Raw genomic sequence first — 13,909 nt, 5'->3', positions numbered from 1 at the left:
AGGGCAGCGATTGCCACGAAGTCCGGCCCTGGGATCTGAACCCGGCCGCCAGTTTTTCCGGATAAAAGGTCTCATGCGCGCTGAAACGACGTCGACTACGAGCAACGGGCTGCCCGATATGCAGCTTTCGGTTCGCCAGGTTTTCGGGATCGATTCTGATATCGAGGTGCCGGCCTATTCCAAGGCGAACGAGCATGTGCCCGATCTCGATCCGGATTACCAGTTCAACCGCGAGGTCACGCTCGCCATCCTCGCGGGCTTTAAATACAACCGCCGCGTGATGGTGCAGGGCTACCACGGCACCGGCAAGTCGACTCACATCGAGCAGGTCGCGGCCCGCCTCAACTGGCCGTGCATTCGCGTCAACCTCGATAGCCACGTGTCGCGCATCGATCTCGTCGGCAAGGACGCGATCGTCCTGAAAGACGGCAAGCAGGTGACGGAGTTCCGCGAAGGCATCCTGCCCTACGCGTTGCAGACCAACACCGCGCTCGTGTTCGACGAGTACGACGCCGGCCGGCCCGACGTGATGTTCGTGATCCAGCGCGTGCTCGAAGTCTCGGGCAAGCTGACGCTGCTCGATCAGTCGAAGGTGATCCGCCCGCACAAGGCGTTCCGTCTCTTCGCAACGACAAACACCATCGGTCTCGGTGACACATCCGGCCTTTATCACGGCACGCAGCAGATCAACCAGGGTCAGATGGACCGCTGGTCCATCGTCGCGACGCTGAACTACCTGCCCCACGACGACGAGGCGCGGATCGTGCTCTCGAAGGTCAAGAGCTGGAACAAGACGGAAGCCAAGCGCAAGGCCGTTTCCAGCATGGTGCGCGTGGCCGATCTGACGCGTCAGGCGTTCATCAACGGCGATCTGTCGACGGTGATGAGCCCGCGCACGGTGATGACGTGGGCAGAGAACGCCGAGATCTTCGGAGATGTCGGCTTCGCCTTCCGGCTGACGTTCCTCAACAAGTGCGACGAGTTGGAGCGGCCGCTGGTCGCCGAGTTCTATCAGCGTGCGTTCGGCGAGGAACTGCCCGAGAGCGCGGCCAACGTCGCACTCGCCTGATATGGAGCACACGAGCGCAGGCGTCATGGACGAGTTCCGCGAGGACCGCGACGCTCTCGCCGCGGCCGGATACACCGGCTTTCGCGGTGCGGTGGCGTTCGCGGTGATCATGACGGTGATCGGTGCGTTGTTCGGCTCCGTTGTGTTCGCCTTGATCGTGGGCGCGCTCGTCCCTGAGCTTTCCGAGACGGTGCAGGTTGGCGTGGGCACGGTGTTGGGCGCGCTTATCGGCGTGTCGCTTGCTGTGCTCAAGGTCCGGCGCGGTAATCTCGAAGCGCTCGAACATCTCGAAGACAAGGAATGGCGGCGCTATATGCGGCGCCATCATGGCAAATAGCGCATGTCGCAGAATTCCAAACGCCGGGAAGCGCCGTCCGAACCTTTGAAGAGGGCTCTGGGCCTCACCGTCCGCGCCATCGCCGCCGACCGCGAGATGGAAGTCGTCTACGGGTCGTCCCAGCCCGCTCTCGAAGGCCATGTCATGCGCCTGGCGGAGCCGTCACGGCTCCCAAGCGCGGAAGAGATTGCGGTGCTGCGCGGATGGGCCGACAGCCTCGCACTGACGGCCGCGTGTCACGACAAAGCCGTTCACCGCCGTATCGCGCCGTCGGCTGGTGCCGCGCGCGATGTATTCGAGGCCATGGAGCGCGCGCGCGTGGAAGCCGTGGGCGCGAACCGCATGCACGGCATGGCCGAGAACCTCGACGCTAAATGCGCCGACGAATATGCCGACGGCCGCTTCGATCACATCACCGATCGCAACGACGCGCCCATCGGCCTCGCGCTGTCGCTGCTCGTGCGCGAACGCCTGACGGGACGCACCCCGCCTGAAGGCGCGCGCGCGTTAGTCGATCTTTGGCGTCCGCATATCGAGCCGCGCGCGGACGACGTGTTCAGCCGCATGAAGGGTTTGGCCGAGGATCAGGAGGGCTTCGGCCGCTTGGTTCGCGATCTCCTGAAAGCGCTCGAATTGGCGGACGACATCTCGGATGCCGAGAGCGACGAGAGCGAGGAGGCAGCCGAGGCCGAGCCGCAGGGCGGAGAAGCGGAATCCGAGAGCGAAGAGGATGACGGCGGCGAGGGCGGCGAGGAACAGCGCGAGCAGCAGGAGACCGAGGGCGACGCCGGCGACGACATGGAAGATGCCGAGCGGCCGGAAAGCAACGAGCTCGATTCCGAAACCGACGAGCCCGACGCGCTGGAATCGGCCGAGCCCTGGCGGCCCAACCAGTCCGTTCTCGATGATCCCGAATCCTTTGGCTACAAGGTCTTCACCCGCGCGCACGACGAAGAGGTCGCCGCCGAGACGATCTCCACACCCGAAGAGCTGGATCGTCTGCGTACGTTCCTCGACAAGGAGCTGAAAGCGCTGGCAAGCACCGTTGCGCGCCTCGCCAACCGTTTGCAGCGGCGCCTCTTGGCGCAACAGAACCGCGCCTGGGATTTCGATCTTGAGGAAGGCACGCTCGATGCCGCGCGCCTGTCGCGCATCGTCACCGATCCCATGCAGCCGCTCTCGTTCAAGCGCGAGCGCGATACCGATTTCCGCGATACGGTGGTGACGCTGCTGCTCGATAACTCCGGCTCCATGCGCGGCCGCCCGATCATGGTGGCGGCCTGCTGCGCGGACATTCTCGCGCGCACGCTGGAGCGGTGCGGCGTCAAGGTCGAGATCCTGGGCTTCACGACGCGCGCCTGGAAGGGCGGCCAATCGCGCGAGGATTGGCTCGCGGCCGGCAAGCCCGCAACGCCCGGCCGGCTCAACGACCTGCGCCACATCATTTACAAGACGGCCGACGCCCCCTGGCGCCGTGCACGCCGTGCGCTTGCGCTTATGATGCGCGAAGGCCTGCTGAAGGAGAACATCGACGGCGAGGCGCTGACCTGGGCGCACGCCCGCCTCATGGCGCGGCCCGAGCAACGCCGCATTCTGATGATGATTTCGGACGGTGCGCCGGTCGACGATTCGACGCTGTCCGTCAACTCCGGGAGCTATCTGGAGCAGCATCTGCGCAAGGTCATCGACGAGATCGAGAACCGCTCGCCGGTCGAGCTGATCGCCATCGGCATCGGCCACGACGTGACGCGCTATTATCAGCGCGCCGTAACGATTTCCGATCCGACCGAGCTGGCCGGTGCAATGACCGATAAGCTCGTCGAGCTGTTCGAGGAAACGCCGAAGGCGCCCGCCGCTCCGACGGGTGTAAAGCGCCGACGCATGCTTTAAGCGGAGCGAAAGGACCAAGCCTCGTGCGCACATCCTGGGTCGCTGCGGTTGCTGTCGGCCTGCTCGTCGTCATCGGGGCGGGGCCCGCGACGGCTTTCCTCAAGAAAGATACGTCCAAGCTCACGCCGCACGACATCGAGGTGCGCGCCACACCCATCGCGAACTTTGCGCGCGGCGAGACGGACGCGATCCTGAAGGGCAGGCTCGCATGGCGCGGCGGTCTCGTTCTTACGTCGTTTTCGGAGTATTTCGGCGGCTGGTCGGGGCTGCGGCTCGATGCGGAGGGAAAGCGCTTCGTCGCGATTTCCGATGCAGGCCTTTGGATGACCGGCGCACTCGCCTACGACGAGCAGGAACGCCCCAAGGCATTGCGCGAAACGCGCATCGGCCCCTTGCTCGCGCTCGACGGCAAGCCGCTGCGCCGGATGCGCGATCGCGATGCCGAAGCGCTCGCGCTTGCAAGCGGCACGATTTCAAAAGGCACCGCCTACATTGCTTTCGAGCAGAACGACCGCATCGGAATTTTCGACGTTAGCGAAAAAGGCTTTGGCCCCCCGCGCGCCTATATTCAAATGCCGGATGAAAAGCGGCGGATGCGCCTCGACGGCATCGAAGCGCTGACCGTCCTCAAGGGCGGACCGAGAAAAGGCGCGCTCGTCGCCTTCACGGAGAACCCTCTGCGCGGCGACAAGGTTCAGCGCGGTTGGATCTGGATCAAGGGTGTGCCCAAGGGCTTCACCATGGAGGGCATCGGTGATTTCAGCATCACCGATGCGGCGAGCCTGGAGGACGGAAGCGTACTCCTGCTCGAACGCCGGTTCCGATGGCTCGAAGGCTTGCGCATCAGGTTGCGCCATATCGCGGCGGGCAGCATCCGCCCTGGCGCGGCCGTCACCGGCGAACTGTTGCTCGAAGCCGACCTCAGCCATGAGATCGACAACCTCGAAGGGCTGGCGGTGAGCCGGGGCTCGTCCGGGGAAACGGTGATCACGATGATCTCCGACGACAACTTCAACCGTTTCCTGCAACGCACGGTGCTGCTCCAGTTCACGCTGAAAGAGCGGGAGACGGCTGACGCGGAAAGTGCGCTGTCGGAAGCGGAGAAGAACTGAAGATCGCGCAGGGGGTGAGGTTGCGCGAACCGCGCGCGCTTACATCGGCGCGCCGATCACGAGCGTCCAGAACGACTTGAATTCGGTCTTGGGGTCCTGCACCAGCGCCAGGCCCATCTCGCGGGCATCCCCGATGAGAAGGTTCTTGTTGTGCCCTTCGCTCTCTTTCCAGCCGACGAGCACTTCGTCGAAGGAGACCTGCCCCGTGCCGACGTTCTCGGCCGCGAGCTTCGGCTTGTAGCCTGTCCGCTTGACGCGATCCCACGGGTTGGAGCCGTCGGAGCCGTAATGCGAGATGCGGTCCCATTTGGCGAGGTCGCGGCTGTGCGCCTTGGCGGCTTCGGTCAGTGCGGCGTTGAGGCGGAGCGGCTTCAAGCCCTTCTCGGCGCGGTACTGGTTGACGAGGTCGCGCGCCCGCTCGGGATTGAGCGCGGTTGCGGAATAGTTCCGGTCGGCAAGCGCGCCGCGCGGGGCTTTCTCGTAGGAGCCCGTGGGCGCCATGTCGGGATTGAGGGCGGCCACCTGCGTGCCGCTTCCGGTCAGCGAGGAGCGCGTGCTGGGGCTGCCGCCGAGAGAGCCGGTGGACGTCGACGAAGCCGTGTCGGATTGGGCGAAGCCGGACGAGAGCCCAGCGGTGTTCATGCTGCAGGCCCCGAGGCCCAGCGAAGCGGCGGCAACGGCAAGCAGGACGACGCGCAACATTTCCTTAACTCCCGCAAATGGACGCGCGGTGACAGAGAGCGACCATCGCAATAAGCGGTTAACTCGCCGTTAACACTAAGGCCGGGTTGCCGGAAAGATTAAGAGTTGCGCCATCAACGGACTGGCTTTCGCCTCCGTCCATCCCCCGATGCCCTCTCGGTATTTTGCCAATGAAGGTGACGCCATTTGGGCGAGGAGGCGGCAAAAGCCGGATCGGCGGGCAAGTTGCGTTCGCAAGAGCGGCATCGCGGCTACAACCTTGCAAAAAAGCACAGAAGCCGGGAGCGAATCCCTTGGAACGCAAGGCCGTCTCTCCCAGACTGTCCGGAATCAGGCCGGTGATTCGCGCGTACGGCTCTCAACAATCGAGGTGCAGGGAAGGAGGCGTGCGAAATGTCGGCGCTTGGCAGCGGTGCCACCCTTGCCGGGCCGCGGCGCACGGGTGCGTCGGCGACCGGACACCTGGTCCTTGTCCGCATTTCCGCGGCCGGCGGCGCGACGCGCGCTGAGGTGGCGGCCGATCTCGCACCGCTTTTTACTCATAAGCTGTCGCCGGCCGATTGGCGCCGCCTCGCCGAGCGTGAAATCGGCCATCTCCTCGCGAACGGACTTGCGGTCGAGGAGAAGCGACGCCTTGCGGCGACCGGCGACGGCGCGCGCGCCGCAGCCCATTACCTCGGGCAAAAGACCGTCGATCCCAAGCCCTGGGCGGAACTGCGCGATATCGGCCTCATCGCCAAGGGCCTCGGCCTCGAAAAGGAAACCTCGGCGCGCGTGAAGCCGCTGGCGCGGGTCGAAGGCCTGCGTACGCTCATCGTGCAGAAGGCCTTCGGGCTGTCGGTGAAGAAAAACGCCGCGCCGACGAAGCTCAGGGCGCAACTCGCGGTCGTGGCGCTGGAACGGGCGTTCGGAAACCGCATCAAGGCGGGTATCGGCAAGGGGTCGGCGCTCTCCGCGAAGGCTGGCCGTTTGCTGGCAGGCCAGCTCTCGCAGAACCCGCGCGCGTTCGCGACCGATGCCAAGCTGATTGCGGAGCTCGCGGCTGAACGCGCGGGCGCAAAGGATTCGACGCTTGCTGCATTGCGCGTAGGTGTGCTGCGCGGCCTCGGGGCCCGGGCTTTGGACGCCGGATCGGACATCATCCCGACACCCGATGCGCCGCCGCAGATGCCGCTGCGCGTGCCCGCGCCGGACGCAGCACCGCCAACCGCGGCCAACGATTCGGCACCTGTCGCCGTCGATCCGCCCAAGGCGCTGCGGCCGGATCTTCCTCAGTTTGCCTTCGCCGTGAAGAAGGCTGCGGCCTCTCGCGCGGAGGGCTGGTCCGGCAGCCGCAAGGCGTATATTTCCCACGTATGGGAGGCGATTCGCGCAAGCGAACCGGCGTGGGCCCTCTCCGAGATCGAATTCAAATGCATGCTGGCTGAAGCGCACCGTGCGGGAGCGCTGGTGCTGGCGAACGCCGATCTCAAGGACAAGCGGAACGCGGACAACATCGAGCGTTCGGCCGTCCCTTACAAAAACACCGTGTGGCACTTCGTGCGGGTCGAGGAATAGATCGCCCGTTCACGGAGACCACTTGCGTTGGAGACCGTTGATTGATGCAGCAGGACGTTGTCGAGGCCGGTTCCGCGGACAAGCTGTCCCAAGCCTTTGAGCACTCCATCACCTGGGAGGATGACATCTGGCGGGCCGACCCCGTCGATGTGCCGGCGGTGCATGCAAAAGCGCGCCGCAAGTTCTCCGACCTGCTCGCTGAAATTACGAACGGCCGGCCGGGCGCGGCCGGGCCGTCGCGCATTCTGCTGTTCCACGGCCAGTCCGGCGCGGGCAAGACGCACCTTCTGCGCGCGCTGCGCACGGCGGCGCATCGCGAGGGCCGCGCCTATTTCGGCTATGCGCAGATGACGCCCGACGTCTCCAACTATGCCGACTACTACTTGCGCCGTCTCGTGCACTCGCTTGAGAAGGCCTACGATCCCGACGGTCCGGCCGATGGCGAGAGCGGCCTCGCCCGTCTCACGGAGCGTCTCGTGGGCGATTCCGAAGTATTGTCGAAGGCGCATCTTGCCGACCTTCGCGACGGTTCTCTTTCCGACGAGCAATTGGCGTCTCTCGTGCTGCGCTTGGCCGACGAGGTCGTCGCGAGCCCGAAGTTCCGCGAGCTTGAGCTCGACATCAACATCGTCCGCGCGATGTTGTATCTGGAGCGCCACGATCCGCGCATCGATCAGCGCGTGCGCCAATATCTGTTCGGCCGCCAGTTGACGCCGCTCGCGCATCAGGCCGTCGCTGCTCTCGATCCGAACACGGGCGAAGATCGCGCGTTCGAAATCATCTCCGCTCTCGGCACGTTGATGTGGACGGTGGAACGCGCCTCTCTCGTGTTCTCCATCGATCAGGTCGAGGATCTGCGTTTCTTCGACGACGCGGAGGAGCGTTTCCAGCGTGCTGCGCGCGACCTGATTCAGATCGCGAACCGGCTGCCGAACGCCATCATCATCATTTCCTGTCTGGAGGATTTCTACGGGCAGGTGCGCGGCGTGCTCGCGCAATCCTACATCGACCGCATCGAGAAGGCCGGCCCAGTGCCGCTTCTCGAATCCCGCACGCAAGATGAAGCGCGTCTGATCATTGCAAAACGCCTGGAGTACATCGCTGAGGAAGCGGGCGGGCTCGCCTTCCCCGATCCCGCGCAGTATTTCGGCCCCGATTTCTTCGAGGAGTTCGGCGGTCTCTCGACGCGCCGCCTGCTCGAACATGCGCAGAGCCGCCTTCGCGACAAGACGGCGCCCGCCGAGGCCGACGACGACGAAGCGCCCGACATGGGCTCCTGGACGTCGACGCTCGCCTCCGCGCTCGGCGGCATCTTCGGCAGTCCGGACAGCGCCGACACGGCGGGGCCGCTCACGCCGTCCGTCGATTATCGCGACGCATGGCAGCGTTTTCAGAATGCGTCGGAAGCAGAGATCCCGTCCGATGAGAACGAGTTGCTCGACGTCTTCACGTCGGCGCTTTCGCTCGCCCGCGACGAATGGGGCAGCGCGATCAAGCTCAGTGTCGGCCGCCTCGAAGTGTCCGACGAGGTCCCCGCGTTCGACGTGCGCGTGAGCCACAAGTCGGGTCACATGAGCGATCTGCGCGTGTTTCTCTGCAACCGCCCCACCCAGGGCGGCGGTTTAAAGCGTCAGCTCGACAAGGTGCTGCCGATGACGGCCGGCAAAAACTGCGTGATGCTGCGCGCGAGCGACTATCCGTCGAACAAGAAGAACCAGACGGCGCAGGCGTTCCGCAAATTCCGCGAAGGTGGCGGCCGCCTGTTCACGATCCCGATTCCCGAGTGGGAGCGCATGATGATGGTGCGCGAGTTCCACGCGCATTACAGGAACGATCCCGGCTTCCAGACATGGTTCGAGGACGCCAAGCTCCTTTCGAACATCATTTCGATCATCAGCGTGCTGCGGCTCGATCTGCTGGGGCGAGCCCTGCCGCGCGCCGCGTCCCGCGCGGAGCCGGAAGCCGCAGCCGTCGCCGACGCGCCCGCGCCATTCTCGCCTCCCGTCGATATCGCGCCGGCTCAGGGCGAACTCGCGCCGGGCGCCCCGGATCAGACGCTGCCGGATCACTCTCAGTCTGCGCTGCCGCCGCCCTGGTCGCTTGGCGCGAACGCAACGGATCAGCGGCCCGCCAACGACGACGAACTGCCGCTCTCCGTTATCCTCGACGAAAGCGGCACCAGCGGATCGAGCATCGTCGCGGGCCGTGAGGTCGGCGTGCTGAACAAGCCGATCAGCCTCAACAAGAACGTCTTGAAGCGCCACAGCGCGGTGCTCGGCGGCTCAGGCTCCGGTAAGACGACGCTCGCGCTTTGCATCATCGAGCAGCTTTTGCTGCAAGGCATTCCGGCGATCCTCATCGACCGCAAGGGCGATCTCTGCAGCTACGCCAATCCGGATGTCTGGCGCGCGAACGAGGACGAGTACACCGAGCGGCGCGGCGAACGCGAACGCCTCGCGGATGCGATCGACGTTGCCGTCTATACGCCGGGTCGCTCGTCCGGCCGCCCGATCTCGATCACGCTGCTGCCGAACGGCATTAACGAATTGCCCGAGCACGAGCAGCAACTGCTGGCGAACCTTTCCGCGGCCGCGCTCGGCGACATGCTGCATCTGAAGAACTCGGCGACGCATCAGAAGCAGTCGGGCACGCTGTCGGTGGCGCTGCGCATTCTCGGCTCGCGTCACAGCCGCGAGGTGACGCTCGGCGACCTCATCGACCTCCTGGAGGACGAGGATCCGGAGCTGACCGATCTCACGCAGCGTATGGACCCCTCGGGCCGGATTCGGCGCGACCTCGTGGCCCAGCTCGACAGCCTGCGCCACCGCAACTCGGCGCTGTTCGAAGGCGGCGGCGAAAGCCTGCAGATGGAGCGGTTGCTCGGGCTCGGCCCGCACGCCCGCGACGGCCGCACGCGTCTCTCGATCATCTACACGGGCTTCCTGGGCGACAACGAGAACATCCTGTTCTGGGTCTCGCAGTTCCTCTCCGAAGCGCTGCGCTTCTGTCAACGCAACCCGAACGACGAGCTGCAGGCGGTCGTCATGTTCGACGAAGCCGATCTCTACATCCCCGCAAACGCGAAGCCTGCAACCGCAGAGCCGCTGCAGAGCCTCCTGAAGCGCGCCCGCTCGGCAGGCCTTGGCATCATGCTGGCTACGCAGTCGCCGGGCGACCTCGACTACAAGTCCCGCGATCAGATCACGAGTTGGTTCATCGGCCGCGTGCGCGAGGACACGGCGCTCAGGAAGCTCAAGGCGGCGTTCCAGTCCGAGAGCGGTCTCGATCCGGCTGCCGTGCTCCCGGGCCAGACGGTGGGCGAATTCCACCTCGTGCAGGAAGCCCATGTCCGCTCCATGAAGGCGACGCGCTCGCTGATCGAGGCGGAGCAGGTGCCCTTCGACCGCATCGAGCAGTTGGCGAACGAGACCAAGGGGCAGGACGAGCGCCAGCTTCGTCTGTTCGATGGCCTGCGTTCGCTCGCCCGCCGCCTGTAGTGGGCGCGCCTGCCACGGCCTCGCGATAACGACACCTCCGCTCGGCCTAAAATCGTGCGCGGACGCCGGAGCGCGTTATCCCCGGAATCCTCTCGTCTTCGACGAAAGGTCTGTGGCCGGATGGCAACAAACCGCTCGTCTCCTGCGGTCGTAGGCCTCGCGGAATGCGAGATATCCACAGGGCGGGTAAGCTTAAAATTCATCCGTCGGGGGATCGAATGATTTGAAAGAAATAGGAAAAATTCGGCGTTCAGGAAACCCTGCTGCGGCGCAACGAGATCAACTCGCTTTCGCGAGATGATAATGTGGCGAAATTGGGAATAGCAGCTGAGAGAATATATTTTTTATTGTATTATCCTCATGTTTCGTGGGTGAGGGGTCTCCGCGAGACAAACGGAGGATCTGCGAAGGTGGGCGGCTTCGCGGAGTTTGCGTATAAGTGCGGGGTTTGTCGTGTTATGCTTGGTAAATCGTTTTTGATGCTCGTGGTGGCCACGCTGCTTGGCCCGGCTGTCGGTGTTGGCCTGTTCGTGCTGCTCAATACGATGTGACGTCGGCGGCCCGTTCTGGTGACCGTAGAACGTCGTTTCGTGTTGGCTTGCGGCGTTCCGGCCGCCTCTTTTGCATGAGCCTTTGGTCGCCCTACGCGCGATAAAGGCGTGCGCGACGATGCGCACCCCATCCCCCCGGTTTTTCGCTAGAGCGTTTTCCGATCCGATGGAATCGGATCAGAAAACGCTATATCTCTTTGATGAGACCGACGATTCACGCTTCGGACTGATAGGGTCCGAAGCGATCATGGTCTAGACCTCGAACACCACCGCGCCGCCGGTCAGCCCCGCGCCAGCCGCGCAGAAGAGAAGCCGCTCCCCAGGGTTGAATGCACGCCCCTCGCTCGCGATGGAGAGCGTCAGCGGGATCGTCGCCGCGGAGCTGTTCGCATAGAGCGCGACGGTCGACAGCATCTTGTCGTCCGCGACGCCGAGCTGGCGCTGCACCGCGCCGATGATGCGCGCGTTGGCCTGGTGAGGCACGAAATAGTCGATGTCGCCAATAGAGAGGTCCGCGCGGGCAAGCGCCTTCTGCGCCGCATCCGTCATCATCCGCACCGCGCGCGTGAACACCGCGCGCCCGTCCCGCACGTGCATGAGCATCGCGTCCGCCGGAAGTCCATCCGCGAACGGCCTTCGGCTTCCGCCCGCAGGCACTTGAATGAGATCGTAGGCCGCGCCATCGGAGGCAAGATGAACGCCCCGCACGCCCGCTGCCGCGCGCTCGGAGGGAACGAGCAGCGCCGCGCCCGCGCCGTCGCCGAACAGCACCGCGCTGACCGGGTCGTCGAGATTGAGACGGCGCGAGAGGATGTTCGCGGCAATCACCAGCGCCGGCTGCCCGGTCTGCCGCACGAAGCTGTCCGCAAACGTCAGCGCATAGAGAAAGCCGCCGCACGCGCCCGCCATGTCGATGGCGCCCGCGCCCGCAGCGCCGAGACGGTGGGCAACGAGCGGCGCCGTTGGAGGCAACACATGATCCGGCGTCGAGGTCGCGAGCACGACGAGCCCGATAGATGCGCGATCGAACGCGTCCCCCGCGCGCGTCAACGCCATCTCGCCCGCGTTGACGGCGAGATCAGACACCGCCTCGTCCGCACGCGCGAAACGGCGCTCGCGAATTCCCGTGCGTCTCTCCGTCCAGCCGGCTTCTAGGCCGAGCCGCGCCTCGATTTCCGCGTTTGTCACACGCCGTTCGGGCGCATAGTGTCCGAGCGCAAGCAGAGCCGATCCGATGTCCCGAATATTCGGGTCTCCAGTATTCATGCCCCCTCTATAGAGGGCGGCCCCACCGCACAAGGTCCAAAACATCCGATGACGAAGCCCATCCTCCTGGTGGCCGCCGCCGCGCTGGTCGATACCGACAATCGCGTGTTGCTGTCCAAACGCCCCGAGGGCAAGCAACTCGCCGGTCTCTGGGAGTTTCCTGGCGGCAAGGTGGACCCCGGAGAGACGCCGGAAGAGGCGTTGATCCGCGAACTCGACGAGGAACTGGGCATCGAAGTCTGCGACACGTGCCTCGCGCCGTTTACCTTCGCGAGCCATGCTTATCGTGAGTTCCATCTTTTGATGCCGCTCTTCCTGTGCCGGAACTGGGAAGGCGACGTGATCCCGCGTGAGGGCCAGGAAATCGCCTGGGTGCGCGCCAAGCGCCTCGCGGATTATCCGATGCCGCCCGCCGACGCGCCGCTCGTTCCCTGGCTGCGCGATCTCCTCGGATAGAAGGGCATGCGGGTCGAACTCGAACGTGGTCTCTGGCGTCCCGCGGCGGAAGCGGACCTTGCCGCCATCGTCGCCATCGCCGACGTCGTGCACGTCAATTACCCCGAAGAGGACGCCGTAATTGCGGAGCGGCTTCGGCTCTACCCGGCAGGTTGCGCGCTATTGGAGTTGGACGGCAAGCCGGCGGGCTATGCGCTCACGCATCCGTGGCGTTATGCCGAGCCGCCGTCGCTCAACATGCGATTGCAGGCCATTCCTGAGCGCGCGACCACCTACTACATCCACGATCTGGCCCTGTTGCCAGAAACACGAGGCTCGGGCGCGGGCAGTGCGATGGCGGATGCAATTCTCGCGCACGCGCGCGACAGTGGATACGCGAACGCGTCATTGGTTGCGGTCAACAGCTCGGTGCCGTTCTGGAGCCGTTTTGGCTTCGAGGTCGTATCCGAACTCGCGCTCGCGGCGAAGCTCCTCACTTACGACGCCGACGCGCGCTTCATGGTGCGGACGCTGCCTTCCTGATAGCAACGTTAAAGCTTCCGCTCGCGCACGCCGAGCGCATCCGCAAGCCGTGCCTTGGCGGAGCCGGGCTTCAGAGGCTGCTGCTGGCTTTCGTGCGGGGCCCACGCGGTTAGCGTCAGGATCTCGAACGTGGCGGGCACGCGCCCGCCTTCGATCCCGAACCGCTCGGTATAGATTTCGGACGCGCGCAGCATGAGGCCGCGCGTCACCGGCGTTCGCCGCCGCTCGACGAGCATGTTCGACGCGCCCATTCCCTTGAGATCGCGCATCAGCGCAAGCGGCGTTTCGTAGGTGACGGTCACGATGTCGGAATCGGCGACCGGCAGCGCAAAGCCCGCGCGCTGAAGCAGCCCGCCCAGGTCCCGAACGTCCGCAAACGGTGCAACGCGCGGCGAGGCTCCGCCCAGCAGTTCCGCTTCGGCCGCGAGCCACGCTTCGCGCAGCTCTGTCAACGTGCGGCCTCCGAGCAGGGCCGCGAGCAGAAGGCCGTCGGGTTTGAGCGCACGGCGGATCTGCACGAGCGTTCCGGGAAGATCGTCGACGAACTGCAACGCGAGCCCCGAGACGACGAGATCGAGCGACGCATCCCCGAACGGCAGCATGTCGAGCCGGGCGACCACGTGATGTCCCGGTGCCGCGCTGAGCAGGCCAGCCGAAGGATCGGCGGAAATCAGGATTTCGACGGAAGGGAGGCGTCCGATCTCGCGCCCGAGCACGCCATGATGCGCGCCGAGATCGACCGCGACGGGGAAACGGCGCTGCACGATGGCAAGTCTCTCGGCGAGATCCTCCGCGACCCGTTTGAGCAGGAAATCGTGAGCGCTGGCGGACGCAACGGCACGTTCGCGTCGCGACGTCAGAAGCGCGATGTCGAAAAGGGGCGGGGCGGCGGACATGGGAAACGGGAAGTCCTTCGGTGCGGTGCGCGGGCCGTGGTATCACATCTATAG

At 65.0% G+C, this 13,909-nt stretch carries 11 protein-coding genes; 8 read left to right on the top strand and 3 right to left on the bottom strand.

The window, feature by feature from the left end; translation table 11 throughout:
- Window positions 1-73 precede the first annotated feature (73 nt).
- Genes cobS through W911_RS00570 form a run of 4 tightly spaced genes read left to right on the top strand, consistent with a single transcriptional unit; the run spans window position 74 to window position 4,408 of the window.
- Window positions 74-1,069, top strand: a complete 996-nt coding sequence (cobS, locus tag W911_RS00585; RefSeq protein ID WP_023785570.1) for a cobaltochelatase subunit CobS — start codon at window positions 74-76, stop codon at window positions 1,067-1,069.
- 25 nt (window positions 1,070-1,094) lie between these two features.
- Complete coding sequence (locus W911_RS00580) at window positions 1,095-1,406, top strand: hypothetical protein (protein ID WP_144083462.1); 312 nt, start codon at window positions 1,095-1,097, stop codon at window positions 1,404-1,406.
- A 3-nt stretch (window positions 1,407-1,409) separates the two neighbouring features.
- On the top strand, window positions 1,410-3,296 hold the full coding sequence (cobT, locus tag W911_RS00575; protein WP_023785568.1) for a cobaltochelatase subunit CobT: 1,887 nt from the start codon (window positions 1,410-1,412) through the stop codon (window positions 3,294-3,296).
- Between the two features lie 23 nt (window positions 3,297-3,319).
- Window positions 3,320-4,408: an esterase-like activity of phytase family protein gene (locus tag W911_RS00570; RefSeq protein ID WP_023785567.1), complete on the top strand. Its 1,089-nt coding sequence runs from the start codon at window positions 3,320-3,322 to the stop codon at window positions 4,406-4,408.
- Window positions 4,409-4,447: 39 nt separating this feature from the next.
- On the opposite strand, the gene W911_RS00565 is transcribed toward W911_RS00570, so the two are convergent.
- Complete coding sequence (locus tag W911_RS00565; protein WP_023785566.1) at window positions 4,448-5,110, bottom strand: CAP domain-containing protein; 663 nt, start codon at window positions 5,108-5,110, stop codon at window positions 4,448-4,450.
- 393 nt (window positions 5,111-5,503) lie between these two features.
- Here W911_RS00565 and W911_RS00560 point away from each other — a divergent pair, with 393 nt between their 5' ends.
- Together W911_RS00560 and W911_RS00555 are read left to right on the top strand one after the other, a co-directional pair.
- Window positions 5,504-6,667 carry a hypothetical protein gene (locus tag W911_RS00560; RefSeq protein WP_023785565.1) on the top strand — a complete coding sequence of 388 codons (1,164 nt, stop codon included), beginning with the start codon at window positions 5,504-5,506 and terminating at the stop codon, window positions 6,665-6,667.
- A gap of 44 nt (window positions 6,668-6,711) precedes the next feature.
- Entirely contained in the window at window positions 6,712-10,164 is a 3,453-nt protein-coding gene (locus tag W911_RS00555; protein ID WP_023785564.1) for a helicase HerA-like domain-containing protein, read from the top strand.
- Window positions 10,165-10,967: 803 nt separating this feature from the next.
- Here W911_RS00555 and W911_RS00550 read toward each other — a convergent pair.
- Entirely contained in the window at window positions 10,968-11,981 is a 1,014-nt protein-coding gene (locus tag W911_RS00550) for a beta-ketoacyl-ACP synthase III (protein WP_023785561.1), read from the bottom strand.
- Between the two features lie 48 nt (window positions 11,982-12,029).
- Here W911_RS00550 and mutT point away from each other — a divergent pair, with 48 nt between their 5' ends.
- Complete coding sequence (mutT, locus tag W911_RS00545) at window positions 12,030-12,437, top strand: 8-oxo-dGTP diphosphatase MutT (protein ID WP_023785560.1); 408 nt, start codon at window positions 12,030-12,032, stop codon at window positions 12,435-12,437.
- Window positions 12,438-12,443: 6 nt separating this feature from the next.
- Window positions 12,444-12,959 carry a GNAT family N-acetyltransferase gene (locus W911_RS00540; protein WP_023785559.1) on the top strand — a complete coding sequence of 172 codons (516 nt, stop codon included), beginning with the start codon at window positions 12,444-12,446 and terminating at the stop codon, window positions 12,957-12,959.
- 8 nt (window positions 12,960-12,967) lie between these two features.
- On the opposite strand, the gene W911_RS00535 is transcribed toward W911_RS00540, so the two are convergent.
- The gene (locus tag W911_RS00535) at window positions 12,968-13,855 is read right to left on the bottom strand and encodes a methyltransferase domain-containing protein (RefSeq protein ID WP_023785558.1); all 888 of its coding nucleotides are present in this window, start codon (window positions 13,853-13,855) and stop codon (window positions 12,968-12,970) included.
- Window positions 13,856-13,909 lie beyond the last annotated feature (54 nt).

The organism is Hyphomicrobium nitrativorans NL23, assembly GCF_000503895.1.
Taxonomy (GTDB): domain Bacteria; phylum Pseudomonadota; class Alphaproteobacteria; order Rhizobiales; family Hyphomicrobiaceae; genus Hyphomicrobium_C; species Hyphomicrobium_C nitrativorans.
The sequence above is the reverse complement of the archived record's forward strand: the minus strand, read 5'-3'. Positions and strand labels throughout refer to the sequence as shown.